We start from the raw sequence: 22,680 nt of genomic DNA, 5'->3' as shown, positions 1-22,680 counted from the left end.
ATTTATTTTTAATAGTACTATTTTGGTAATTTAGGTTTTACTTAAATTATGATTAATTTATAATGTATACAAGAAAACCGGTGGTTTGAGGTATTTATGTGTCATTGTTGGCAATTTTAGCACAATTATATGAGTTGAGGGGTGGACGATGAGTCAATTAAAAAATTTTTTTGATGCCAGTGCGGTGGCCATTATCGGTGCTTCCAACACACCGGGCAAAATTGGCTACGCCATTTTGCGCAATATGCTGGATTGTGGCTATCCGGGCCGGATTTATCCCATTAACCCCCGGGATAAGGAGATCCTGGGCCTGGCCGCCTATCCCTCACTGGCCGCCCTGCCGGAAAAGGTGGATCTGGCAGTGATTTCCGTGCCGGCCAGAATGGTGCTGCCGGTAGCCCGGGAGTGCGGCGAGCACGGGGTCAAACATCTGGTCACCATTACAGCGGGCTTTAAAGAGCTGGGCAAGGAAGGCCTGGAAGCGGAAAAAGAGCTGATCAACATCTGCCGGCAGTACGGCATGCGCAACCTGGGTCCCAACTGTGCCGGCATGATGGATACCCATGTGCCCATCAACACTTCTTTTGCCAAAGGTTTTCCCTTAAAGGGCGACATTGCTTTCTATTCCCAGAGCGGCGCCATGATGATCGCTATTCTGGATTGGAGCCGGTCCATCGGTCTGGGCTTTTCCAAGGTGGTCAGCCTGGGCAACAAGGCCGATCTTTCTGAAATTGACTTTATTGAAGAAGCGGCCGACGATCCCTATACCCGCGTGATTCTCTGCTATATTGAAGATGTAATGGACGGAGCCCGCTTCCTGGAAGTAGTGGGCCGGGCCACCCGCAAAAAGCCCGTGATTATCCTGAAATCGGGCACCAGCCAGGCGGGGGCGCTGGCGGCGTCTTCCCACACGGGTGCGCTGGCCGGCAGCGACCTGGCCTACGATACCGCCTTCAAACAGTGCGGCGTGATCCGGGCCCGCAGCATGACCGAACTTTTCGATCTGGCCATTGCCTTTTCCCAGTGTCCTGTACCCCGCGGCGACAAAGTGGCCATTGTGACCAACTCGGGCGGCCCCGGCATCATTACTACGGACAACGTGGAACTCAAGGGCCTGCAGATGTCCCGTTTTACCAAAGAAACCCTGGACGAACTGCGGGCCGGTCTGCCGCCGGAGGCCGGCATTTACAACCCGGTGGATGTGCTGGGTGATGCCAAAACCGATCGCTATCGCTTTGCCCTGGAAAAGGTTTGCTCCGACCCCAACACGGACAGCGTGGTGCTGCTCATGTGTCCCACGGCGGTGACCGAGCCGGTGGAAACCAGCCGGGCGCTGATTGAAATGCGCGATCGCTATCCGGATAAACCCTTTCTGGCCGCCTATATGGGTGGTGGCTCCCTGCAGGAAGGCGCGGAGATGCTGGCCCGGGCCGGCATACCCTGCTTCACCTTCCCCGAACCCGGCATCAACGCCATTAAGGAACTGGTCAATTACGGCAAGTTCAAGGACACCCCGCCGTCTGGGGATGAACTGGCATTTCCCGATGTGGACAAGCGGGCGGTCAAGGCCATCTTCTATGATGTAGTTAAAGACAACCGCCTGGTCCTGCTGGGCAGCGAGGCCTATGATGTGGCCCGGGCCTACGGTATACCGGCCGCTCCCATCGTGCTGGCCACCAGCCCGGAGGAGGCGGTTGAAGAAGCGGAAAAAATGGGTTATCCTGTTGTCATGAAGGTGGCCTCGCCCAAGATCCTGCACAAGACCGATGTGGGCGGCGTGAAAGTGGGCCTGCAGAATGCCGACCAGGTGCGCAGCGCTTTTGTAGAAATCATGGAAAATGTCACCCGCCTGATGCCCCAGGCGGTGGTCTACGGTATTGAAGTCCAGAAAATGATGCCCCGGGGTAATGAGCTGATCATCGGCATGACCCGGGATGTGCAGTTCGGTCCCATGATTGGCTGCGGCCTGGGCGGTATTTATGTTAACCTGCTCAAGGATGTGTCCTTCCGGCTGGCCAGGGGGCTAAACCGCCGGGAGATTGAAGCCATGCTGATGGAAACCAAGGCCTACACTCTGCTGCGGGGCTACCGGGGTGAGCAGCCCTCAGATATCCCGGCCCTGGTGGAGGCTATTGCCCGGGTGGCCAGGCTGGTGCTGGACTTCCCGGAGATCACCGAAATGGACATCAACCCGGTCTTCACTTATCCCAGCGGCCTGAGCGCTCTGGATGTGAAAATTACTATATCGTTATCCTAAAATTTAATAAGGTGGGAGATAGAGCATGAAAAACCTTTATATCATGGGTGCACCGGGTAGTGGCAAGACCATGGTGGCGCTGGGCCTGGCCCAGAAATTCCAGGCGGAAGGGTACAAAGTGGCCTACTTCAAGCCCGTGGGAGCCCCCTGCTTTTCCCCCGACCAGTATGACGCCGATGCGGTGTTGTTGAAAGAAACCCTGCAGATGGCGGCGCCCATTGCCGACATAGTGCCTTTCTGCGCGGGCAGTTCCTACCTTTCTGGCAATCGCAGAAAAGAAAAACTGGCCGCTATTGAAGCTGCCTTCCAGCGGGTATCCGCCGATGCCGACCTGGTGATCATTGACGGGGCCATGTTTCCCTTTGTGATGTGCAGCTGGGAAATGGATGATATTTCCTTTGCCCGTCGCTTCAATGCAGCGGCAGTGGTGGTAATCAAGCTGGAAGACGATTTCAGCTTCGACCGAGCCCTGTTCTATAACGAGCATCTGCAGCTCAAGGGCATCCCCATTGCCGGCAACATTTTCAACGGTGTACCCCGGCCGCTGCAGGCCAAGACTGAGGGTATTTTTGTACCCCTGCTGCAGGAAAAGGGCTATCCTGTGGCGGGAGTGATTCCCCGCCGGGCTGAAATTTCTTCTCCTACGGTGGCCGAGTACCAGGCCGCCCTGGGCGGGGAAATTCTGGTGGGGCAGGACCGGTTGCACCTGCTGGTGGAAGATATTGTCATCGGGGCCATGACCCTGGACAGCGCGCTGCGTTACCTGCGCCGTTCGGCCGACAAGGCGGTGGTGCTGGGCGGCGACCGGGCCGATCTGGCGCTGGCGGCGCTGGAGACCAGCACTTCGGTGCTCATCCTGACCGGTGGTCTTTATCCCGACGTCAAGGTGCTGGCCCGGGCCGAGGAGAAAGGTGTGCCGGTAATTCTGGTGCACTACGACACCTACACCGCGGTGGAGAAAATGCACCGGGTCAGCCGGCACCTCCGCCCCGAGGATAAAAACGGCATTCGCATTACCCTGGAGAACATTGAAGAATACTGCAATTGGCAGGCTGTCCTGGAAGCGCTGAAGAGCTGAATGGAGAGAGTGTTCCCCGGGAAATTATGAGCAGGATGCTGCCGCCGGCAAATGGCGGCAGCGTTTTTATTTTGCGGACAGAGCAAATTGGGCGTTGTTCGGGGTTGTTTTTGCGCTATAATTTAAGGTAATAAATTTTTCCCGGGAGAGGCGCGGTGGGATGAAATATAGTAAATTGTGGGTCATCTTGCTGCTTTTCTGCATATCGTTTGCGGCTGGCTGCCGGGCCGGCGATACGGGCGGCAGGGGTCAGGTTATCCGCATCGCCGGTTCCACCTCGGTCTGGCCGGTTTCGGAAGTACTGGCCCGGGAGTTTGAGCTCCGCCACCCCGGGGTGCGGGTGTTTGTGCAGGAGGGGGATTCCACCCTGGGGCTGCGGGCAGTAGCCCGTAATCTGGTGGAGATTGCTGCTGTTTCCCGCCCGCCGGTACCCGGCGAGGAAAAGGATCTGGTTTTTCATCTGCTGGGCTACGACCGCCTGCAGGTGATCACCAGCCGGCGCAACCCGGTGCAGCAGCTGACCCTGTCCCAGCTGCAGGGGATCTTTGCCGGGCGGATCCGCAACTGGCACCAGGTGGGGGGAGAGGATGCCCCCGTGCATCCGGTGGTGCGGGAAGCCGGTTCGGGCACTGCCCAGGTGTTTGGCGCCATGGTCATGCAGGGGCAGGCGGTCAGCCCGCAGGCCCTGGTTATGTCCTCGGCCGGGGCGGTGGCGGCCAGTGTGGGCAATGACCCCGCCGCCATTGGCTATGTGGCCTCCACCTATCACAGTCCGCAGCTCAAGACGCTGTCCATCGCCGGTCCGGATGGCCGGCCGCTCCATTTAAGCCGGCCATTATATTATGTTACCCGGCCCGCGCCCGGCCGGCTGGTGGAACAATTCCTGGACTTTGCTCACAGCCCGGCGGGCCAAAGCATTATGCGGTCCGCCATGCAAGATTGAGTTTTAGACGGTACGCCCCACCCGGCGGATGTGTACGGTGGGCTCTATGTTAATGCGTACCCGGGGATAGGTTTCCTCCCACCAGCGGGGATCCATTTCCCGGCCCAGGCTCTGGCGGAGCAACTGGCCCAGTCCGTAGACATCCAGGTTGCTTTCCTGGGACAGGACGGTCAGCCGGCGGTATTCTTTGCTCAGAAAAGAGACCACCTCGCTTTCCATCTGGCGCAGGGCCGCTTCATCGGTAATGCGCTGCTTGCTGTAGGCGCTGATAATGTCCACAATGAGGTGGGTTTTGATATCGAAAACCGGCAGGTCATTCTGCCAGTGCCATTTTTTCTGGGTTTTGTTGTGCAGCACTCGTAGAGTAATGCTGTCCTGTGGGCCCAGGTGGGCGGTGAAGACGAAATCCCGGGCCTTTCCTGTGATGGTCTGGCACAGACCGCTCTGAAAGGTACTGATGGTGGTGACCATCCGGTTGTGCTTGAAGATCGCCTGGCCGGCTACCTTGACCTCCTCGCGGCCGTAGGTGAGATAGGGCAGCATGACCACGGCCAGCGGATCCCGGATCCGGGAATTGATGTACATCAGCTCGCTTTTCTGGACATCGTGCCGCTGGGTGGCATTGAGGATCACACCGCTTAAATAAAATGCAATGCGGCTTTTGTCTTTGAACTGGCTGTTTAAGAGCTGCTGGCAGTCTCCTTTGACCACAACAAGATTGATGATGGGCGGGAAGAGGGGATTGGCGTTCATGTCGTCGATGAAGAGCTTGAGCCCCTGCTGCCGGACCACATCCTCACTGAAAAGCAGATTGCGCAGCTGGCCCACCGAAGCCCGCCGGTCGGAGACCTTGTTCAGGTTGTCCAGGGCTTCGCCTATGGATGAGGCGATGGTGCTGATGCGCTGCACCCTTTCCGGGGCCACGGTGGGATCCTCCAGCACCGGGTTGGTGAAGGTGAAGCGGAACAGGCCATCCGGCGCGGGATCTATGCCCAGGGAAATGATGATATTGCGCTGTTCCAGGCGCAGGCCGTCCCAGCAGCCGGTGAGCAGGAGCAGGCAGCTCAGGACCAGGAAAATTAGCGAACGCCGCAGCATGTACACCGGCCTCCTCACGGGATGCATTCTGGCTTACAGGTAGTAGTATTTTCCTGGTCAGGAGCAATTTATGACGGCCCGCAAGTAACAGCACCCGCCCCGGCGGTCCGGGCGGGTGCTGTTTATCGGTTACTGCTACCGTAAATAAATTGGTACAGCCGGTAGTACCAGAGCACGCGGTACACGTAACGGCGGGTTTCCGGAAAGGGTATGCGCCGGGCGTCCTGCCAGCTGCCGTCCCAGTGCCGGTCGAGCCACAGGCGCACATTGCCCCGCCCGCCGTTGTAGGCGGCCAGCATTAGCGGGGTGCTGTGCTGGAATTCCTGCAAAAGATTATGTACATACCAGGTACCCAGCCGGATGTTGCAGTCCGGCTCTTCCAGGCACTGCGGTGTGTACCCCGGCCAGGGCATATGCCGGGCAATCCAGGCGGCCGTGCCGGGCATGAGCTGCATCAGGCCGCGGGCTCCTTTGGGTGAAACCGCCCGCGGGTTAAAGTTGCTTTCCACTTTAATCATGGCGGCGGTCAGCAGGGGATCCACCCCGTACTGCCGGGAGTGCTTTTGGATCAGGTTGCTGTACGGGATGGGAAACAGCAGGCGGGCGACGGCTTCCCGGTTGATGATTAAAATAACCAGTAAGACGAGCAGCCACAGGTAGCGCCGGGCCCTTGCCCGGGTCCGGGATGCGGGACGACCTTTCATGGACGGCCACCGGGCCGGGCTGTACGGTGGCCCAGGGCTTCCCGCCAGGCTGCGGCCACCTGCCGCTGGGTATGGTGGGGCGTTCCGCTGTTGTCGATAACGCGGTCGGCCAGAGGGATCTTGAGCTCCTGGGGCATCTGGGCCGCCATGCGCTGCCGGGCCGCCGCCTCGTCAATTTGGTCGCGCTGTTTAATGCGTTTCAGGCGGGCCGGTTCATCCGCCGTCACCAGCCAGATTTCGTCCATCAGGTGCTGCATGCCGGTTTCGAACAGGAGCGGCACTTCAATCACCAGAGCCGGGGGCGGGGCGGCCGCCTGGCGCTGTTCCCGGATCGCCTGCTCGATGCACTCCCGCACCCGGGGGTGAATGATGTCTTCCAGCTGCCGGCGGGCGGCGGGATTGTTGAACACAATCCCGGCCAGAGCCGGCCGGTTCAGCTGTCCGTTGTCCGATAAAATATCCGGTCCGAAGGTGCGGACAATTTCAGCCAGCGCCGGGGTACCCGGCCGGACAACCCGGCGGGCAATCCGATCGGCGTCCAGCACTGTGGCGCCCAGTTCCTGCAGCATGGCGGCCACGGTGCTTTTGCCACTGCCAATATTGCCGGTCAAACCGATTACGAGCATGTTATCAGCGGCCTCACTTTGCTTGGGATAGTGTTTTAATGCAGTTTGCTGATGCCTAGCAGAATCAGCAGGATGCCGGGCAGGGCGGCCAGCTGGCGACCCAGGCTACTGCTGCTGAGACCCCGCCCGAGCATCATTCCGGCGGATGTCAGCAGGATGTGGCCAGCACCCACGCAAACCGCAGTGGGGGCGAGGCGAAAGCCAATCAAGGATACGGCTAGGCCCGCCGTCAAAGCGTCCATGGACAGGGCCAGGCCCAGCAGCAGGGCTTCCCGGCTGGAGATGACCCCGGAAAGGTCCCTGTCGGCAATTTGCGGTTCTTTGAGCACCTGGATCAGCAGCCCCAGAAAACGCATCTGGAGCAGCTTTACCGGTGCCGAACCGCTTTCCGGGCCGGGAGCGGTGGAGCGAGGACAGTTTCCCGGCGGTTCGGCCGGATGAGGGCATGTTTTCTTTTGACAGTGATACTGGTACAGGGCCCAGCAACCAATGAGCAGCAGAATAATGCCGCCCAATTTATGGGTCAGAGCGGCGGGGATAAACCGGGTTACCAGCTGCCCGGCCAGCATGGATATACTGATAGCGCCCACCGACATCAGACTGATGATCAGCAGGGAGGTAAGCGGTAGCCTGATGCGGCGCATGCCGTAGGCGATACCCACGGTGAAGGCGTCCATATTGAGGGCCAGGGCAAAAAAAAGCAAGGTGAAGTATTCCATACTCTGCTCTCCCTCCAGGTTCAGGTATTCTCCTCTAAACTATGAAGCGGAGCAGAGCATGGTGCGTGGCTTATTTTTCCGGCTGGCAGACGGGACAGAAGTGAGCGCTGCGCCCGGCAATGCGGCGGCGCTGCACGGGATGACCGCAGGCGAGGCAGGGCAGGTTTTCCCGCCGGTACACCCTCAGGCGGGCGGCGTAACCGCCCGGTTGACCCTGGCTGTCCCGGTAGTCCCGAAAAGTAGTACCTCCCGCAGCGATGCCCTCCTGTAAGACCTGACGGATGGACCGGTACAGGGCGGCGGCCTGCTCCGGTGTAATTGTGCCGGCGCAGGCCGCCGGATGAATGCCGGCCCGGTGCAGAGCCTCGTCGGCGTAGATATTGCCCAGCCCGGCCAGACAGGACTGGTCCAGAAGCAGCGGCTTTATGCGGCAGCGTCCTCGTTTGGTCAGCAAGTCCAGCCAGTATTGCTCAGTGAAACTGCCGGACAGCGGTTCCGGTCCCAGCTTCTGTAAAGGCGGCCAGCCGGGCAATTCGCCGCTTTTCAGCAGGTACAGGCGGCCAAAGCGCCGCTGGTCGTCAAAAAAAAGGGTCCGGCCGTTGTCCAGATGAATGGTGAGGCGCCGGTGTTTGGGCGGGGCCGGGTCCGCCTCCCCGTAGAGCAATCGACCGGTCATGCGCAGGTGAACCAGCAGGGTCATTTCTTCTGCCAGGGGCAGCAGGAGGTATTTTCCCCGCCGGTCCGGTTCCCCGAAGACCTGTCCGGTCAACCGGGAGACAAACTCGTCCACCGGGGGATGGCCGATGGCGCTGGCGTCCCGGATCTCCACCCGGTGGACGGTGCGCCCGGTGATCTGCGGGCTCAAGGTACGGCGTATGGTTTCCACTTCAGGCAGTTCCGGCATGATTTCATTCTCCCGATATTTTTTCCATCTCGTACCAGTTGGGTCCCTGTTTCATCTCCACCTGCAGGGGAACACTCAGGGGAAAAGCCTGTTCCATGCAGCGGCGCAGGACGGGGCCCAGGGCGGGAAGCTCCTCCGGGGGGGCTTCCAGGATCAGTTCGTCGTGCACCTGGAGGAGCAGGCGGGCTTTAAAACCTGCTTTTTTCAGTTCCCGGTCCAGCCCGACCATGGCCAGCTTGATGATATCGGCGGCGCTGCCCTGCACCGGCGTGTTCATGGCTGCCCTTTCACCGGCACTGCGCAGGGCATAATTTCTGCTGTGCACGTCGGGAATGTAGCGCCGCCGGCGGAGCAGTGTGGTGACGTAACCCTGTTCTCTGGCCAGGGCTACCGCCTGCTCCATGAATGCTTTGACCCCCGGATGGCGGGCGAAGTAGCTTTCGATGTAGCGGCGGGCTTCCCCCCGGCTGATTTTCAGGTCGCGGGCCAGACCGTAATCGCTGATGCCGTAAACAATTCCAAAGTTTACGGCCTTGGCCCGGCTGCGCATTTCCGGCGTTACCTGCTCCAGTGACACGCCGAAAACTTCGGCGGCGGTGCGGGTGTGGATGTCCTGGTTGGCCCGGAAAGCCTCCAGGAGCAATGGGTCTGCGGACAGATGGGCCAGCACGCGCAGCTCGATCTGGGAATAGTCCGCGGTGAGCAATACATACCCCGGGGTGGGCGGCCGGAAAACACGCCGGATCCGGCGCCCCTCCGGCAGGCGGATGGGTATGTTTTGCAAATTCGGGTCCGAACTGGAAAGGCGTCCGGTGGCCGTAACATTCTGGTGCAGGGTGGTGTGGATGAGCCCGCTGCCGGGATCAATCAGGGTGGCCAGGCCGTCGCAGTATGTCGATTTCAGCTTGGACAGCTGGCGGTGCTGCAGCACCAGTCCTACCAGCGGATGGACTGCGGACAGTTCTTCCAGCACTTCGGCATCGGTGGAATAACCGGTCTTGGTGCGTTTGATCACGGGCAGGCCCAGTTTTTCAAACAAGATTTGGCCCAGCTGTTTGGGCGAGTTGATATTGAACGGTTCTCCCGCCAAGCGGTAAATTTCGCTGGAGACCTGCTGCAGCCTTTCCTCCAGTTCACCGGACATGAGCTGGAGCTGTCGTTTGTCCACGGCGATGCCGGCCATTTCCATACCGGCCAGGATGCGCACCAGCGGCAGTTCCACACTGTAATAAAGTTCTGACATGCCGGTTTGGTGCAGAGCGGTATCCAGCACCGGTCGCAGACGGCGCACACAGCGGGCGTGTTCGCCCAGGCTTTCCGGACTGGCCGGGGGCAGAGCGGACTGCAGGTATTGCCCGGCCAGATCGTTCAGGCTCCGGGGAGCGCCGCCCGGCTCCAGCAGGTAGGCGGCAATGGATGTATCAAAAGACGGGTCGGGCAACTGTACCCGGAAGGGGTGCAGCAGCCAGGCCAGAGCCTTGGCATCGTGGCAGATATAGGGTGTTTCGGGCGCAAACAGGTCGGCCAGCAGACGGGACAGTTTTTCCGCCGGGATATTGCCGGCCGGGAAGTCCATCAGGAAACAGTCTGCACCCGAGTCCAGAGCCAGGGCCGGCCGGCCGGCCGCCCCCTTAACCCCGGTGTAGGCCAGGGCAATTTCCCCGGCTTGTTTAAGTGCGGTGACCGCCCGCTCCATGCTGTCCTGATCCAGCGGGATGGCGGGCTGACCGGCGGGCCCGGCGGCAACCGCCCTGCTGTGGCCGGGAGGGCCGGCATGGCCTGCCGAAATGCGCTCTGCGGCCGCCGGCTGCGGCCGGGCGGGGGCGCCCTGGCTCCGGCTGTCCGCGGTCAGGTTTTCGATCTGGTTGGTTAAAGTGCGAAACTCCAGTTTTTGAAATAAGGGCAGCAGCTTATCCCTCTGCCAGCCCGGCCATTTCAGATCCTCCAGCTGGACAGCCAGCGGTACCCGGCAATCAATGCGGGCCAGCTCCCGGAAGAGTCGGGCATCCTCCGCGTGCCCGGCCAGTTTGTTGGCCAGACGCGGCGGCAGCTCCTCCAGATGGTTTAAGATTTCCTCCAGGCTGCCGTAAGTCCGGAGCAGGTTGACCGCGGTTCGGTCGCCAATACCGGGCACGCCCGGGATATTGTCGGAACTGTCGCCGGCCAGCCCCTTGTAATCGGGCAGGTGGACGGGGAGGCAGCCAAATTTCTGAAGCACTGTTTCTTCGGTATACTCCTCCAGCCGGGTGATGCCCTTTTGGGTGAGCAGTACCCTGACCAGGGGCGAGACCAGCTGGAGGGTGTCCCGGTCGCCGGTGAGGATCAGGCAGGGAATATCCCGGGCGGTGGCCAGGTGGGCCAGCGTCCCAATCAAGTCGTCGGCCTCATAGTTATCCTGCTCCAGTATGGCTATGCCCATGGCGTCCAGCACTTCCTTGATCAGGGAAAACTGCGGGCGCAGCTCCTCCGGCGTTTCCCGGCGGTTGGCCTTGTAGGCGGCATAGCGGCTGTGGCGGAAATTGGTGCGGCTTTTGTCCATACAAACCGCCAGAAAAGCGGGTTTTTTTTCCCGGATCAGTTTAATCAGCATGCTGGTGAATCCGAATACTGCTCCGGTGGGAATGCCGGTACTGGTACGCAGGTGGGGCATGGCGTGGAAGGCCCGGTGGGCCAGACTGTTACCGTCGATAATTAGCAGGTGAGAACCCATGCAGCATTTACTCCTTCTCGCAGCAGCTATTTTATTATTTCACCGTCCCGGCGGGTCATACCTGCCCGCCCCGGCTTAAAAAAAGCTTAAATTGGCTGGGCCGGCAGGAAAAGCGACCGTACGGGGCGAATACTCTTTACACCAATCAACCTGGGTTGGCGGCCCGCCCGGCCGCTAATATTTTTAATGAGGTGGTTTTTTTGTTCAAGAGATTCGGCAGTCTGATGGCTACACTTTTATTGCTGCTCATGCTGGCCCTGCCGGCCGGGGCTGCTGTACAGGACGCCACTTCGGCCAGCAGTTTGATCGAAGAAATAATGACTTATGTTCAGAAATATCATATTGACCATCCGGACTGGCAGCAGCTGACTGCCGGGGCCATAGAAGGCATGTTGAACGCGGTGGGTGATCCTTACACCGAGTATCTCAGCCCCGAGGATCTGGAGAAGTTCACCGGATCCATCAATGGCAACTATGTGGGAGTGGGGATCAGGCTGCAGGCGTCAGCCGGCTACCCCCGGGTACAGGAAGTGCTGCCGGGTACGCCGGCCGAGGCTGCTCAACTGCAGGTGAACGATCAGATCATCAAAGTGGATGGCCGCGATGTGCGGGGTCTGGTGCTGGATCAGGTGGTGGAGCTGATCCGCGGCCAGGAGGGAACGACTGTTACCCTGACGGTGCGGCGGGGCGGTGTGGATAAGGACTACCGCCTGACCCGGCAGCCGGTAAATGTGCCCACGGTGGAAGGTAAAAGTCTGGGCGGCGGCATAGCCTATATTAAGGTGAGCAGCTTCGGTCAGAGTACGGCGAAGGAGTTGCGCAAAATCATTCTGGGCCTGCTGGCCCAGGAGAACAACAAGTTCATCCTGGATTTGCGCAATGATCCCGGTGGTTATCTGCGGGCGGCGGTGGATATTGCCAGCCTGTTCCTGCCGCCCGACAAGCTGGTGGTCACCACCGAGGATTCCCAGCAGGAAAGAGAGGAGCACACCACAACGGGTAGGCCGCTGTTACAGAACTGCCAGATTATTGTGCTGGTGAACGGCTCTACAGCCAGTTCATCCGAGGTTCTGGCCGGTGCCCTGCAGGACCACGGGGTGGCCAGGTTGCTGGGAACCAGCACTTACGGCAAAGGAGTGGTGCAAAGTGTAATTCCCCTGGACGGCGGGGGAGCTCTCAAACTGACCACCCAGCGTTATTTTACCCCCGCTGGCCGGTCCATTCACGGCCGGGGTCTTACACCCGATATCAATGTGGAAACGCCGCAACTGCAGCTGCCGGTGGCCCGGGCCATCCTGGCCGGAGGCAAGTACACTTTAACTCTGCGGGCGGGGCAAAATGTGGCGGTTTTAAATGGCGAGCAAGTCAAGTTGGGCCAGCTGGTGCCCTATAAAAAAGACGGACACCTATACCTGCCGCTGCGGTTTGTTTTGGAAGCCACCGGCTATAATGTTAAGTGGAACCAGCAGGAACAGACCATAGCCGTGCAGAGCGGTACTACAAGTTTTTCCTTTAAGTCCGGTCAGACGGCGGCCCGGATGGCCGGCCGGGAGGTCCGGCTGGCGGCGCCGGTGGTAATGCAGGGCGGCAGCAGCTGGTTGCCCGTGGAAGTGCTGAAACAAATGGGGCTGAATGTGCGCACAGACAAAGACAGCGTGCAGATTGTCCGGTAGGGGAATTTCTTTGGTTTTTGGTTGTGCAGGGAGGGGTGTCAGGGTTGCGCAAGGCGCGTTCGGGCAGGATGTGCCCCTGCGGCAGCGGTCGTCCGTTGGACAGTTGCTGCGGTTTAAACCAGAAAGTGGTTTCTTTGACCCGGGTGAGATGGCGCCGGGCCGGTCAGCTGCTGCGCCGCCGGCTGGGCGAGTTTGCCGACAGCCAGCTATATGCCCGGGAGGCCAGCCAGGCCCAGGAGCTGTATTTTGACCTGATTCCGCCGGAAATTGCGGATCAGGAAGACGATTTCACCATGGAGCGCTGTTTCGAATGGTATATCTTCGATTACACCCTGTCCGGTGGTCGTACAGTTATTGAGGAGTTTCGGCAAACCTGCGAGCTGGATGCTCTGGAACGCCAGCTGCTGGCCGACTGGGTGCATGCCCGTACTACTTTTTATGAGGTGGTGGACCTGGAGAAAGGCCGGTGGGTGGAGCTGCGCAACATTCTGGACCAGACCTGCTGCCGGGTTTGGGATGCCACAGTGGCTGGCGGTGTGGAGCCGGGAATAATATTATATATTCGCGTGCTCAAAGTGGGAGAAGAATATGAATTTTCCACCGGCGGGCTGGCTCTGCCCGGGTTGTACAAAGCGGCGCTGCTCAAGCGCCTCAAGAGTGATTTCCGGGCCTTCTGCCGCAAGCTCGGCCCGGATAGCAGCAGGGACTGGAATGCTTTTCTGCGCGACCGGGCGCACGCGATCAATGCCATGGTGCTGGAACTGGGCACCCTGAACCTGTCTCCTGCGCTGCAGAGCGATCTGGATCTCGATCCCTTTGAGTATCCCGAACAGGCCCACCAGGTGATGGATCGCCTGTCGGCCCATATTGCCCAGCGCATCACCGACTCTTTTCTGGATGATTTCTATGAGCAGTGGATACATCAGGTTATCCCGGCCCTGGAGGGCAAGTCGCCCCTTCAGGCGGTGCAGTCAGCAGCCGGCCGGGCCCAGGTGGAGGAGCTGCTCCGCGAACTGGAAAAAATCGAAAAAATCCGCGCCCGGCGCGGGGAACCGCATTACGACATCAACAAGGTGCGGCGCAAACTGGGACTCCTGCCGGAAAAGAGGTTGGCCCGGGTGCACAACCTTTTCGGGTCGGGTCTGCCGCTGGAAAGCACGGCGGCGCTGTTTGACGGCGATCTGGTGCGGTGGGATGAGCTGAAATGGACGGCTTCCGCCCATGCGGCGGTAGCCCGGCAGGCGGCAGCGGCTTTGCACGAGCAGGGCTTTTCCGCCCGGCAGATCCAGGCGGCTGTGCAGCTCTGGTACGAATTCTGCAAAAAAACCACCCTGCGGGTGCGCAAGCAGCAGCTTTGGGCAGCCGCTCTGGTTTATACGGTGCACCGTCTGTACCAGCATTTTATACCCCAGCAGGCTCTGGCCAGGCAGTTTGGGGTGAGTGCTTCGGCCATATCGGGCAGTTACCGTCATATCTGGCGGGTCATGAAACTGGACAGCAGCAGCGATCAATTCAAGAAATGATTTCACCCCCCGCGGCACTATCTTTTAAAAAATGCGGGGGATTATTTTCGGGCGACCATGTTTTTTTCCGGGGGTGGGCATTTGTCTTTCGTGGATTATTTGCTGGGCGTGCTGATGGTTAAAGTTACCGCTTTTATCGCTTCGCTGGGGTACTGGGGAATTGCCATCGGTATGGCTATTGAGAGTGCCAACATTCCCCTGCCCAGCGAGATCATCCTGCCCTTTGGCGGGTATCTGGTTTCCCGCGGGGATCTGAGTTTCTGGGGGGCTGTCCTGGCCGGAACAGTGGGGGGTACGGTTGGTTCGGCGCTGTCCTATGCTCTGGGCTGGTGGGGTGGGCGGCCCTTTTTACTGCGTTACGGCCGGTATCTGGGGGTCAGTGAGAAAAACTTTCGCCTGGCGGAAAGCTGGTTTTTGCGCTACGGAGAAATCACGGTTTTTGTAACCCGGCTCATGCCGGTGGTCAGAACATTTATTTCGCTGCCCGCCGGCATTTCCGGAATGAATTTCTGGCGGTTTGTGATCTACACTTTCCTGGGCTCTCTGCCCTGGTCCGTGCTGCTGGTATACCTGGGAGTAAAGCTGGGCGAGCACTGGACCGACTTAAAGCCCTGGTTTCACCGGGCTGATGTGCTGGTGGTGGCTTTGTTGCTGGCGGTTGTCCTGGGCTGGTGGTGGAAGCGGCGCCGCTCTTGAGGGCGGGGATTAGCCCGCCTTTTTTTTCCTGTACCAGGAGAAAATCACTACCGAGATGATCAATAATCCGACAGTTAGTTTGCTGAGCAGGCTTTCGGCCCGGTCCAGGCTGTGTCCCAGGGCGGTGTAGACGATTATTTCGGGCAATTTGCCCAGGATGCTGGCCAAGAAAAAACCGGCGAAGCTCATTCTGCTCAAGCCTGCGGCATAGCTGATGACGCTGGAGGGGATGAATGGTACCAGGCGGGCCAGGAATACCACGCGCGGCCCGGCCTGGTTCATCGCCTGCACATTGTTCATGTACCGGCCCAGGCGGCTGGTGATATAGTTGCGGGCCAGAAAACGGGCCAGGTAAAAAGCAATGGTGGAACCCAGCATGGCTCCGGCCAGGGTGACCAGACTACCCCAGACCAGGCCAAAAATATAACCATTGGCTCCGGCCACCAGGAAAAGGGGGATGGGCGTAAACATGGTCTGAACCACCATGACCAGGATGCTGACAGCAACCGCCCGTGTGCCGAATGAACGCAGGTATTCGGCCAGTTCCCGGCTATCCCGGAAAGCGCTTTTATGGTATATGCCCGTTAAATGATGGGCGGGCGGGATGTATCCGGCCTGTATCCCGGCCAGAAGCATTGCTGCTATGGCGATAGTAACCAGTATAATTAATCCGGACTTGCGCATTTCCAGCCTCCTACTTCGTGCATATGTTGTACCCGCCCTGCCGGCACACATATAATAATAACAAAAGATGACACTGTCGGACAAGCAATTGCTGTGGCTGTCCTCAACTGAGCGGCGCCTCCCCGGGCGGGGAGGCGCCTTTATTTGATCCGGGGTTTTGCCGGATACCGGGCTTGCAAGCGGTGATCCGACCCCGGAGAAAGCCCTTTATTGGCGCCGGGGTTCCGGACGGCCCGGCGGCACAGGTTAATGATAGTATATGCCGGTTCAATATTTTGTGTTCTTGGCCGGGCCCATCTGCAGCAATTCGGAAACAGTGACCAGCCGGTAGCCCCGCTCCTTCAGGCCACTGAGCACCCGGGGCAGGGCGGATGGTGTCTGGGTGCAGGTATCGCTGGCGTGCATCAATATGATCGCCCCCGGGTGAACGTTGTCCAGTACCCGCTGGATGATGGCCTCCTGGCCCGGCTTTTTCCAGTCCAGTGAATCCACACTCCACTGGATGACCCGGTAGTTGAGTTCGCGGGCCACCTGCAGAACCATCTGGTTGTATGCCCCGTTGGGCGTGCGGATCAGGCCGGGAGTTTGACCGGTCGCCTTTTGCAGGTCCTGGTGGGCGGTGATTATTTCCTGCCGGACCGTGCTGCGGGCTTCTTTGTCCAGGTCGATATGCCGGTGGCCGTGGGAGGCGATCTCATGCCCTTCTTGCACCAGGCGCCGGGCCAGTTCCGGATATTTCACGGCCCACGGACCGGAAAGAAAGAAGGTTGATTTTACCCCGTGCTCCCGAAGTATGTCCATTACCGGACCGGGTACCCGGGCGCCCCAGCTGATGTCGAAGGTTAGAGCGACCACTTTCTCCGGCGTATCCACCCGGTAGATGGCGATCAGGCCCGGGTCGGTGCTGTCCGGCTTAGGCCGGGGGGCCGGCCGGGAGATGACAGCCGGCTGGCTGGCGGTTTTTTCCCGTACAGGTTGATTCAGAAGTTCCTGCTCCGGAACAGAACTTTTGTTCACCGCTATTTTTTGCCCCGGCGAATTTTTAAAGTCCAGTTCGGTTAAAAACCAGAGACCTGCCAATATGAACAGCACGGGTAATAGGAGCAAACAGTATTGGAAAAACCGCTTTTTCATGTGCTATCTCCTCCGGTAAGCCATGGTTTCAGTAAATCTTTCCTCTAATATTCCCCGCCCGGAGAGAAAAAATAAAGGCCAGTGATACAATATTCGCGTTGTGAGAAGGTGGGATGATGTTCCGGTCCATCCGGGTAACTGTTTTGTTCGGTTTGCTGGTATTACTGACGTGCCGTGTTCCAGCCGGTGTGGCCGCTGCACCGCCGGGTGAGCCGGGCAGGTCCGGACCGGCGGTCAGTGCGGCGGCAGCTTTGTTAATGGATGCCGATACCGGGGTTGTTTTATTTGAAAAAAGGGCTACGGTACGCGCCGAACCGGCCAGCCTGACCAAAATTATGACCGCGTTGATTGTTCTGGAGCACGGACATTTAAGCGACGTGGTCACGGTCAGCAAACGGGCGGCGGCAGTGTCCATGGGGCAGGATATTGGTCTGGGCCCCGGGGACCGCATTACGCTGGAAAACCTGCTTAAAGCGGCTCTGCTCTATTCGGCCAACGACAGCACGGTGGCTATGGCCGAGCATGTGGCCGGAACGGTGGAGCAGTTTGTCCAGCTGATGAACATGCGGGCTCTGGTGTTGGGGGCAAAAAACACCCATTTTGCCAATACCAACGGTTATCACCACCCCGACCATTATACCACGGCCTACGATCTGGCTCTGATTACCCGCTATGCGCTGCGCAATAGCACTTTTGCCCGGCTGGTGAGTACAGCGGCCGATGTGGTGACGTGGGAGGACGGCCGCAAGATGGAAGTGCGCAATACCAACCGTCTGGTGCGTTACAACAGTTACAATGGCATCTGCGGCGTAAAAACGGGATCCACGCCCCGGGCCGGAGACTGTCTGGTGGCGGCGGCCCGCCGGGGGGATAAAACCTTGATCGCGGTGGTGCTGAACAGCAAGAATCGCTATCAGGATGCCGTACGTATGCTGGATTACGGCTTTGCCAATATGATCCCGCACACGCTTTGTCAGGCCGGGGAGAAGCTGGCCAGCCTGCCGGTTCGCCACGGGGTGTCCGACCGGGTGACGCTGGTGGCGGCCGAAACCAGACAGTTGCACCTGGTAGCCGGACAGGTGCAGCAGGTGCAGAAAGAGGTAGTGCTTTTTGCTCCTCCCGAGGCACCCGTGCGGACCGGACAGGTGCTGGGCCGGGTGGTGTTCCGGATGCAGGGCCGGGAACTGGCCCGGGTGGACTTGCAGGCGGCCACTGCTGTACCGGTACCGGGATTGTTTACGCGTCTGAAAAATTGGTTTTAGCAGGGTAAAGGCAAATACTTCAAAAACATTAAACCCCGCAAGCCCTGATATTACTGGCTTTGCGGGGTTTTAAGTGGTGGGCGCAGTAGGGATTGAACCTACGACCCCTTCCGCGTCAAGGAAGTGCTCTCCCACTGAGCTATGCGCCCCTGGATAACCGGTATCTGCCCTCCTATTGACAAAACTTATTTTACAATGCCGGCTCATTCGCTGTCAATACTAAAAGCAAAATTTTATCACCGGATTGTAGCCTGTCCGTCCGGTGAACGGGCGCCGGTTAATAAATATTGCGACAAATTATTTTTACCGGCAGGAAAACCTGGAGTTTTGGAGAATAAAAATTACAAGAACGGGTCGAAGCCCGCCGGACAGTACCACGGAGGTAACAGTGCAGCCAGGTGCTTTGCTGTGCTACCGTGGTTTATTTATTTTAAAGGGGGTCGGTCTTTTGCATATTCCGGACGGATTTCTGGATGTCAAAACCTGGGCCGGTGCGGCAATCTGCAGCGCCGCGGCTCTGGGGGTGGCGGTGCGCAAAACCACTGCCGAACTGGGTGAGCGTCAGGTGCCTCGCCTGGCGGTCATGGCCGCATTTATTTTTGCCGCCCAGATGGTCAACTTTCCCATTGCCGGCGGCACCTCCGGCCATCTGCTGGGCGGGGCGCTGTCCGCCGTGCTGCTGGGTCCGTGGCAGGCCATGCTGGTGCTGTCCACCGTACTGATTATCCAGTGTTTCGGGTTTCTGGACGGTGGGGTTACCGCCCTGGGAGCCAATATTTTGAACATGGCGGTGATCGGAGTCTGGGTGGCCTATCTGGTTTACCGCCTGCTGGTCAAGCTTCTACCTTCCACAACCGGGAGGATGCTGGCCATTTTCCTGGCCGGTCTGCTATCGGTGGAAGCAGCTGCTCTGTCGGCATCCCTGGAGCTGGCTTTTTCCGGAACCATCTCCCTGCCGGTGGTATTGAGCGCCATGCTGGGCTGGCACTTGCTCATCGGCCTGGGGGAAGGGATTATCACCGTACTGGTAGTTAACTTCCTGGTGAAGATGCAGGTGTTTGAACAAAATGAAGGGATAGCGGGGTGATTGCGGATGAAAGGCTGGCAAAAAGGATTGCTGCTGGCTTTGCTGGTGGGGGCGTTCCTGTCTCCCTTCGCTTCATCCAGTCCGGATGGTCTGGAACGGGTGGCGGAAGACAAGGGTTTCCTGGAAAAAGGGGAGGGTAAGGCTCTGGTCAGCGCTCCGGTGCCCGATTACCTGCTCCCCGGCATCAGCAATGAAAGGCTGGCTACAGCCGGAGCGGGTGTGCTGGGAACCGCGGTTGTTTTCGCGGCCATGTACGGTCTGGCGGCCCTGCTGGGCAAGACCGCTCCGCGTTCCAAATAGCCTTTCAGAAATACGCACAGGTTCAAGCCGCTGCAGTCGCGAGACACAGCGGCTTCACTTTTGGGTGACGGCAAAGCGGTAAGATTGCTGGCGCAGGATTTGCTGCAGTTCCTCTTTGTTTCTGGGCAGGCGGTGGGAACAGGGCAGGGGCAGGCGGTGGTGGAGCAGGTGATATACCTCCCACACCCAGGGCAGGGACAAACCGGCCTGCTGAATTGTCCGCTCATCGGCGAAGATTTTATCCGCCGGTCCGTGGGCCAGCAGCTTTCCCCGGTGCATGATGTAGAAGATTTCGCCCCAGCTGTAGGCCGCGTCCACATCGTGCGTGGAGATGATTACGGTCTTTTGGTGGCGGGCGAGCAGGTCCAGGATTTCCATGACCATGCGGGCATTGGCCGGGTCCAGGCCGGCCGTGGGTTCGTCAATGATCAGCAGCCGGGGCGACAGTGCCAGTGCAGCCGCGATGGCCACCAGCTTTTTCTGCCCGTAACTGAGCAGGTGGGGAGGCTTATCAGCCAGATGGGCAATGTGCAGCAGGTGCATGGTTTCGGTCACAGCCTGTCTGACTCTGGAGGCCGGCCAGCCCAGGTTGGCCGGGCCAAAAGAGATTTCCTGGAATACGCTGGGGGCAAAAAGCTGCACATCGGGATCCTGCAGTACCAGACCCACCTGGCTGCGCAGCTGGCGCAGCCAGGCGGATTTGTACTGCAGGGGCTGGCTGTCGAACAGGACAGTGCCGCTGGCCGGGCGCAGGACGCCGTTTAGGTGCAAAAAAAGTGTGGATTTACCGGCACCATTGCCGCCCAGGAAAACGGCCTTCTTTCCCTCCGGTAGGGACAAGGAAATATTGCTTAATGCTACAGTGCTGTCCGGGTAGGCATAGGTCAGATTGCGCACTTCCATCAGGGGGCGTTCCAAAGTTGCCATCCTCCAGTCAGACGGGTGATGATCAGCAGGACGATCCAGCTGGATATGATCAGGACGATGTTTCTTTTATTCCACCGGTAATCCCGGCTGGCTACGGGCAACTCATCCTGAAAGTTGCGGGATTGCATGGCGATGTTGATGCTCTGCATGGTCTGGTAGCTTTTTTGCAGCAGGTTGGCCAGCAGCAGGGCCGTGTGGCGGATGGAGGGCCAGAGCCCTCCATATCCCAGCCGCAGCACCTGGGCCAGGTGCATACTGGCGGCGGTCTGGGCCAGGATGAAGATGTAGCGGTAAATCAAGGTCATCAAATCCAGCAGCAGGGGGGGCAGGTGCAGGCGGCGGCAGAATTCCCGCCAGTCGGAAACCGGTGTGGTCAACGAAATAAAGTAAAGGCAGGTGACCGCCGCCAGGGAGCGGGCGGCCACCTGCAGGGTCAGGTGAATTCCCGCGGCCGAAACCCCCAGGTAGCCGCCGCCCGCAGCAACCATCCAGATCAGATCGCGCGGGGTGCTCTGCCACTGCAGCAGGACGGGCAGCAGGGCCGGCAGTAAAAAGGCCAGGGGGAGAGCCAGCAGGCGCAGCAGTACCCGTCCGGGTATACCGGCGGGCTTGACCAGGAGGAAAATGTTGCCGGCCAGGATCAGCAGGGGCGGCAGCGGATGTCGGGCCGTGAGAGCCAGAATCATCCCTCCCAGGGCGAAAAATATTTTTTCCCCCGGGTGGCTGTGCTTCAGCTTGTTGGTGCAGGCATAGTAGTCAATGATGTACACAGGTATCCCGTCCTTAAAGCCGGGTAATTATCGCCCGGCCTGTTTTCTGCCCCGGTTAAAACCTATATAGTAGCCGATGACCAGACAGCCCAGGCCGGCCTGCAGGGCAAAGAGCAGGCTTTCAATTTCTCCGCTGGGCGGCTCCCACAGAGAGGAGAACCAGGGCTGGTAGTCCGGGGCAATGGTACTGATGGCCTGCTCGGCCTGGCTGTCGGCACCGGAGAACTCAGCTCCGCTATTGAGCCGCAGGGGAATGATTGCCAGCAAAACCACCAGCACCAGGGGAAGGACATAGGCTATAATTATGTTTTTTTTCAACCGTCATTCTCCTTTCTGGTTTGGCCCGGTTGGATCAGGAAATCACTTTAAGCTGTTCCAGTTCGTGTTTGTTGTGGCTGTAGATGAAGTTGTAGGCGATAACCGAGAGCAACCCTTCGCTGACAGCCAGTGGGACCTGGGTCACAGCAAAAATTGTCATAAATTTACTCAAAGAGGCCAGGATGCCGCCTTCGGAGGCCGGGAAGGCCAGAGCCAGCTGCAGGGCGGTAACCATGTATGTACTCAGATCGCCCAGAGTGGCAGCCGCAAAGACAGCCAGCCAGAGAGGACTGTTCATTGAGCGCAGTGCCCGGAAGATTCCGTAGGCTACCAGTGGCCCGACTATAGCCATAGAAAAAACATTGGCGCCCAGGGTGGTCAGCCCGCCGTGGGCCAGCAGCAGGGCCTGAAAGAGCAGCACAATGGCGCCCAGGACGGTTACCGGCAGCGGGCCGAAAATAATGGCACCCAGGCCGGTGCCGGTGGGATGGGAGCAACTGCCCGTAACCGAAGGCAGTTTAAGGGCGGAGAGTACGAAAATAAAGGCACCGATCATGGCCAGCAGCAGCTTGAGCTGGGGCTGCTCCTTGACCAGACGGTTGATTTTGTGCAGGCCGAGCAGCAAAAAGGGTAAGCTGATGCCGGCCCAGCTGATGGCCCAGCCCGGGGGTAAAAAGCCTTCCATGATATGCATGGCCCAGGCCGGTGTCGGCAGCAGGCACAGAAGAACCAGCAGGGGCCAGCACAGGGGATATTTCTTTTGCCACACAGTGTCATCTTCCTTTCCGTATAAAATATGAAGCCCTTACCAGGCATAGAGGCAACACCGGGTAAATGCGCCGCCTTATGCGGTAAGGGCCGGATATGCTGCCGGCAAAGTGACTTTTAGTCAGCCGCAACCGGGTGGCGGCACTTTTAAAAGCCTGCTGGTGGCAGCAATGGGCCCGCCTGCGTTAAAGCAGGTTACCTGCCCTCGGGTCAGGTTGGTCCTGGATGGATGTGCAGTTGTAAAAAACAAAAAGCCCTTTGCACCTACGGAGGGCTAAAAGGGCCGGCAATTTGAAACATGCCGCCACACCTCCCATCCTCGCGGGTGGTATACGTGGTGCCGGAGCAGGCAGGTTTCCTGGCTCGGGTTCACAGCCTGGCCGCGCCTTCCCGCTTGACCGGCGGTGGCATGGATGCGGCAGGCTCCCCCTTACAGTGGGCGAGACCGCGTCAGGTTTGCACTGACTTTCCCTTGTTGACCTGCTCCAGGTAAATGTTT

21 protein-coding genes, 1 tRNA gene and 1 riboswitch are annotated in these 22,680 nt (G+C 59.1%); of the genes, 9 read left to right on the top strand and 13 right to left on the bottom strand.

Features of this window, described 5'->3' with window-relative positions:
* The first annotated feature begins 148 nt into the window (after window positions 1-148).
* From acs to ACUVTU_RS07965, 3 genes are all read left to right on the top strand, one after another.
* Window positions 149-2,257 (top strand): acetate--CoA ligase alpha subunit, encoded by a 2,109-nt coding sequence (gene acs, locus ACUVTU_RS07975; protein WP_445889434.1) that lies wholly within the window; start codon window positions 149-151, stop codon window positions 2,255-2,257.
* A 25-nt stretch (window positions 2,258-2,282) separates the two neighbouring features.
* Window positions 2,283-3,335: a phosphotransacetylase family protein gene (locus ACUVTU_RS07970; protein WP_445889433.1), complete on the top strand. Its 1,053-nt coding sequence runs from the start codon at window positions 2,283-2,285 to the stop codon at window positions 3,333-3,335.
* Window positions 3,336-3,495: 160 nt separating this feature from the next.
* Window positions 3,496-4,278 (top strand): phosphate ABC transporter substrate-binding protein, encoded by a 783-nt coding sequence (locus ACUVTU_RS07965; protein WP_445889432.1) that lies wholly within the window; start codon window positions 3,496-3,498, stop codon window positions 4,276-4,278.
* A gap of 3 nt (window positions 4,279-4,281) precedes the next feature.
* Here ACUVTU_RS07965 and ACUVTU_RS07960 read toward each other — a convergent pair whose 3' ends face one another.
* The 6 genes from ACUVTU_RS07960 to polA form a co-directional block, all read right to left on the bottom strand.
* Window positions 4,282-5,376: a Ger(x)C family spore germination protein gene (locus ACUVTU_RS07960; RefSeq protein WP_445889431.1), complete on the bottom strand. Its 1,095-nt coding sequence runs from the start codon at window positions 5,374-5,376 to the stop codon at window positions 4,282-4,284.
* A gap of 122 nt (window positions 5,377-5,498) precedes the next feature.
* The gene (locus ACUVTU_RS07955) at window positions 5,499-6,080 is read right to left on the bottom strand and encodes a lytic transglycosylase domain-containing protein (RefSeq protein WP_445889430.1); all 582 of its coding nucleotides are present in this window, start codon (window positions 6,078-6,080) and stop codon (window positions 5,499-5,501) included.
* Window positions 6,077-6,706, bottom strand: a complete 630-nt coding sequence (gene coaE / locus ACUVTU_RS07950) for a dephospho-CoA kinase (RefSeq protein ID WP_445889429.1) — start codon at window positions 6,704-6,706, stop codon at window positions 6,077-6,079. Before coaE ends, ACUVTU_RS07955 begins: the two co-directional genes overlap by 4 nt.
* A 35-nt stretch (window positions 6,707-6,741) precedes the next feature.
* A complete protein-coding gene (ytaF, locus tag ACUVTU_RS07945; RefSeq protein WP_445889428.1) occupies window positions 6,742-7,425 on the bottom strand; it encodes a sporulation membrane protein YtaF in 684 nt (227 codons plus the stop codon).
* 70 nt (window positions 7,426-7,495) lie between these two features.
* Window positions 7,496-8,329 (bottom strand): bifunctional DNA-formamidopyrimidine glycosylase/DNA-(apurinic or apyrimidinic site) lyase, encoded by an 834-nt coding sequence (mutM, locus tag ACUVTU_RS07940; RefSeq protein ID WP_445889427.1) that lies wholly within the window; start codon window positions 8,327-8,329, stop codon window positions 7,496-7,498.
* Between the two features lie 4 nt (window positions 8,330-8,333).
* Window positions 8,334-11,039, bottom strand: a complete 2,706-nt coding sequence (gene polA, locus ACUVTU_RS07935; protein WP_445889426.1) for a DNA polymerase I — start codon at window positions 11,037-11,039, stop codon at window positions 8,334-8,336.
* 200 nt (window positions 11,040-11,239) lie between these two features.
* Here polA and ACUVTU_RS07930 point away from each other — a divergent pair, with 200 nt between their 5' ends.
* From ACUVTU_RS07930 to ACUVTU_RS07920, 3 genes are all read left to right on the top strand, one after another.
* On the top strand, window positions 11,240-12,712 hold the full coding sequence (locus ACUVTU_RS07930; protein WP_445889425.1) for a S41 family peptidase: 1,473 nt from the start codon (window positions 11,240-11,242) through the stop codon (window positions 12,710-12,712).
* 44 nt (window positions 12,713-12,756) lie between these two features.
* The gene (locus tag ACUVTU_RS07925) at window positions 12,757-14,235 is read left to right on the top strand and encodes a hypothetical protein (RefSeq protein WP_445889424.1); all 1,479 of its coding nucleotides are present in this window, start codon (window positions 12,757-12,759) and stop codon (window positions 14,233-14,235) included.
* 114 nt (window positions 14,236-14,349) lie between these two features.
* Window positions 14,350-14,931 (top strand): DedA family protein, encoded by a 582-nt coding sequence (locus tag ACUVTU_RS07920; protein WP_445889435.1) that lies wholly within the window; start codon window positions 14,350-14,352, stop codon window positions 14,929-14,931.
* A gap of 9 nt (window positions 14,932-14,940) precedes the next feature.
* Here the strand turns inward: ACUVTU_RS07920 and ACUVTU_RS07915 are convergent, their stop codons facing one another.
* A complete protein-coding gene (locus ACUVTU_RS07915) occupies window positions 14,941-15,615 on the bottom strand; it encodes a TVP38/TMEM64 family protein (protein ID WP_445889423.1) in 675 nt (224 codons plus the stop codon).
* A gap of 267 nt (window positions 15,616-15,882) precedes the next feature.
* Complete coding sequence (gene pdaB, locus ACUVTU_RS07910; RefSeq protein WP_445889422.1) at window positions 15,883-16,749, bottom strand: polysaccharide deacetylase family sporulation protein PdaB; 867 nt, start codon at window positions 16,747-16,749, stop codon at window positions 15,883-15,885.
* 116 nt (window positions 16,750-16,865) lie between these two features.
* On the opposite strand from pdaB, the gene ACUVTU_RS07905 reads away from it, so the two are divergent.
* Entirely contained in the window at window positions 16,866-18,011 is a 1,146-nt protein-coding gene (locus ACUVTU_RS07905; protein WP_445889421.1) for a D-alanyl-D-alanine carboxypeptidase family protein, read from the top strand.
* A 74-nt stretch (window positions 18,012-18,085) separates the two neighbouring features.
* On the opposite strand, the gene ACUVTU_RS07900 is transcribed toward ACUVTU_RS07905, so the two are convergent.
* Window positions 18,086-18,160: transfer RNA gene (locus tag ACUVTU_RS07900), tRNA-Val, on the bottom strand.
* Window positions 18,161-18,459: 299 nt separating this feature from the next.
* On the opposite strand from ACUVTU_RS07900, the gene ACUVTU_RS07895 reads away from it, so the two are divergent.
* Together ACUVTU_RS07895 and ACUVTU_RS07890 are read left to right on the top strand one after the other, a co-directional pair.
* Complete coding sequence (locus tag ACUVTU_RS07895; protein WP_445889420.1) at window positions 18,460-19,098, top strand: energy-coupling factor ABC transporter permease; 639 nt, start codon at window positions 18,460-18,462, stop codon at window positions 19,096-19,098.
* A 6-nt stretch (window positions 19,099-19,104) separates the two neighbouring features.
* Window positions 19,105-19,398, top strand: a complete 294-nt coding sequence (locus ACUVTU_RS07890) for a PDGLE domain-containing protein (RefSeq protein WP_445889419.1) — start codon at window positions 19,105-19,107, stop codon at window positions 19,396-19,398.
* Window positions 19,399-19,452: 54 nt separating this feature from the next.
* On the opposite strand, the gene ACUVTU_RS07885 is transcribed toward ACUVTU_RS07890, so the two are convergent.
* The 4 genes from ACUVTU_RS07885 to ACUVTU_RS07870 are packed head-to-tail and all read right to left on the bottom strand — an operon-like array spanning window position 19,453 to window position 22,182.
* A complete protein-coding gene (locus ACUVTU_RS07885; protein WP_445889418.1) occupies window positions 19,453-20,325 on the bottom strand; it encodes an energy-coupling factor ABC transporter ATP-binding protein in 873 nt (290 codons plus the stop codon).
* Complete coding sequence (gene cbiQ / locus ACUVTU_RS07880; protein WP_445889417.1) at window positions 20,301-21,095, bottom strand: cobalt ECF transporter T component CbiQ; 795 nt, start codon at window positions 21,093-21,095, stop codon at window positions 20,301-20,303. Before cbiQ ends, ACUVTU_RS07885 begins: the two co-directional genes overlap by 25 nt.
* Window positions 21,096-21,122: 27 nt before the next feature.
* The gene (locus tag ACUVTU_RS07875) at window positions 21,123-21,413 is read right to left on the bottom strand and encodes an energy-coupling factor ABC transporter substrate-binding protein (protein WP_445889416.1); all 291 of its coding nucleotides are present in this window, start codon (window positions 21,411-21,413) and stop codon (window positions 21,123-21,125) included.
* 34 nt (window positions 21,414-21,447) lie between these two features.
* The gene (locus ACUVTU_RS07870) at window positions 21,448-22,182 is read right to left on the bottom strand and encodes an energy-coupling factor ABC transporter permease (RefSeq protein ID WP_445889415.1); all 735 of its coding nucleotides are present in this window, start codon (window positions 22,180-22,182) and stop codon (window positions 21,448-21,450) included.
* Between the two features lie 330 nt (window positions 22,183-22,512).
* Window positions 22,513-22,680, bottom strand: a riboswitch (cobalamin riboswitch).

This window comes from Desulfurispora sp., from assembly GCF_052744395.1.
Note: the sequence above shows the minus strand (reverse complement) of the source record. Positions and strands in the feature narration are given on the sequence as shown.

Coding starts and splice junctions, on each gene's coding strand:
- ACUVTU_RS07965 (WP_445889432.1), top strand. CDS start 3,496: ATGAAATATAGTAAATTGTGGGTCATCTTGCTGCTTTTCTGCATATCG.
- ytaF (WP_445889428.1), bottom strand. CDS start 7,425: ATGGAATACTTCACCTTGCTTTTTTTTGCCCTGGCCCTCAATATGGAC.
- mutM (WP_445889427.1), bottom strand. CDS start 8,329: ATGCCGGAACTGCCTGAAGTGGAAACCATACGCCGTACCTTGAGCCCG.
- ACUVTU_RS07915 (WP_445889423.1), bottom strand. CDS start 15,615: ATGCGCAAGTCCGGATTAATTATACTGGTTACTATCGCCATAGCAGCA.
- pdaB (WP_445889422.1), bottom strand. CDS start 16,749: ATGAAAAAGCGGTTTTTCCAATACTGTTTGCTCCTATTACCCGTGCTG.
- ACUVTU_RS07920 (WP_445889435.1), top strand. CDS start 14,350: ATGGTTAAAGTTACCGCTTTTATCGCTTCGCTGGGGTACTGGGGAATT.
- ACUVTU_RS07885 (WP_445889418.1), bottom strand. CDS start 20,325: ATGGCAACTTTGGAACGCCCCCTGATGGAAGTGCGCAATCTGACCTAT.
- polA (WP_445889426.1), bottom strand. CDS start 11,039: ATGGGTTCTCACCTGCTAATTATCGACGGTAACAGTCTGGCCCACCGG.
- coaE (WP_445889429.1), bottom strand. CDS start 6,706: ATGCTCGTAATCGGTTTGACCGGCAATATTGGCAGTGGCAAAAGCACC.
- ACUVTU_RS07905 (WP_445889421.1), top strand. CDS start 16,866: ATGTTCCGGTCCATCCGGGTAACTGTTTTGTTCGGTTTGCTGGTATTA.
- acs (WP_445889434.1), top strand. CDS start 149: ATGAGTCAATTAAAAAATTTTTTTGATGCCAGTGCGGTGGCCATTATC.
- ACUVTU_RS07960 (WP_445889431.1), bottom strand. CDS start 5,376: ATGCTGCGGCGTTCGCTAATTTTCCTGGTCCTGAGCTGCCTGCTCCTG.
- ACUVTU_RS07970 (WP_445889433.1), top strand. CDS start 2,283: ATGAAAAACCTTTATATCATGGGTGCACCGGGTAGTGGCAAGACCATG.
- ACUVTU_RS07890 (WP_445889419.1), top strand. CDS start 19,105: ATGAAAGGCTGGCAAAAAGGATTGCTGCTGGCTTTGCTGGTGGGGGCG.
- ACUVTU_RS07955 (WP_445889430.1), bottom strand. CDS start 6,080: ATGAAAGGTCGTCCCGCATCCCGGACCCGGGCAAGGGCCCGGCGCTAC.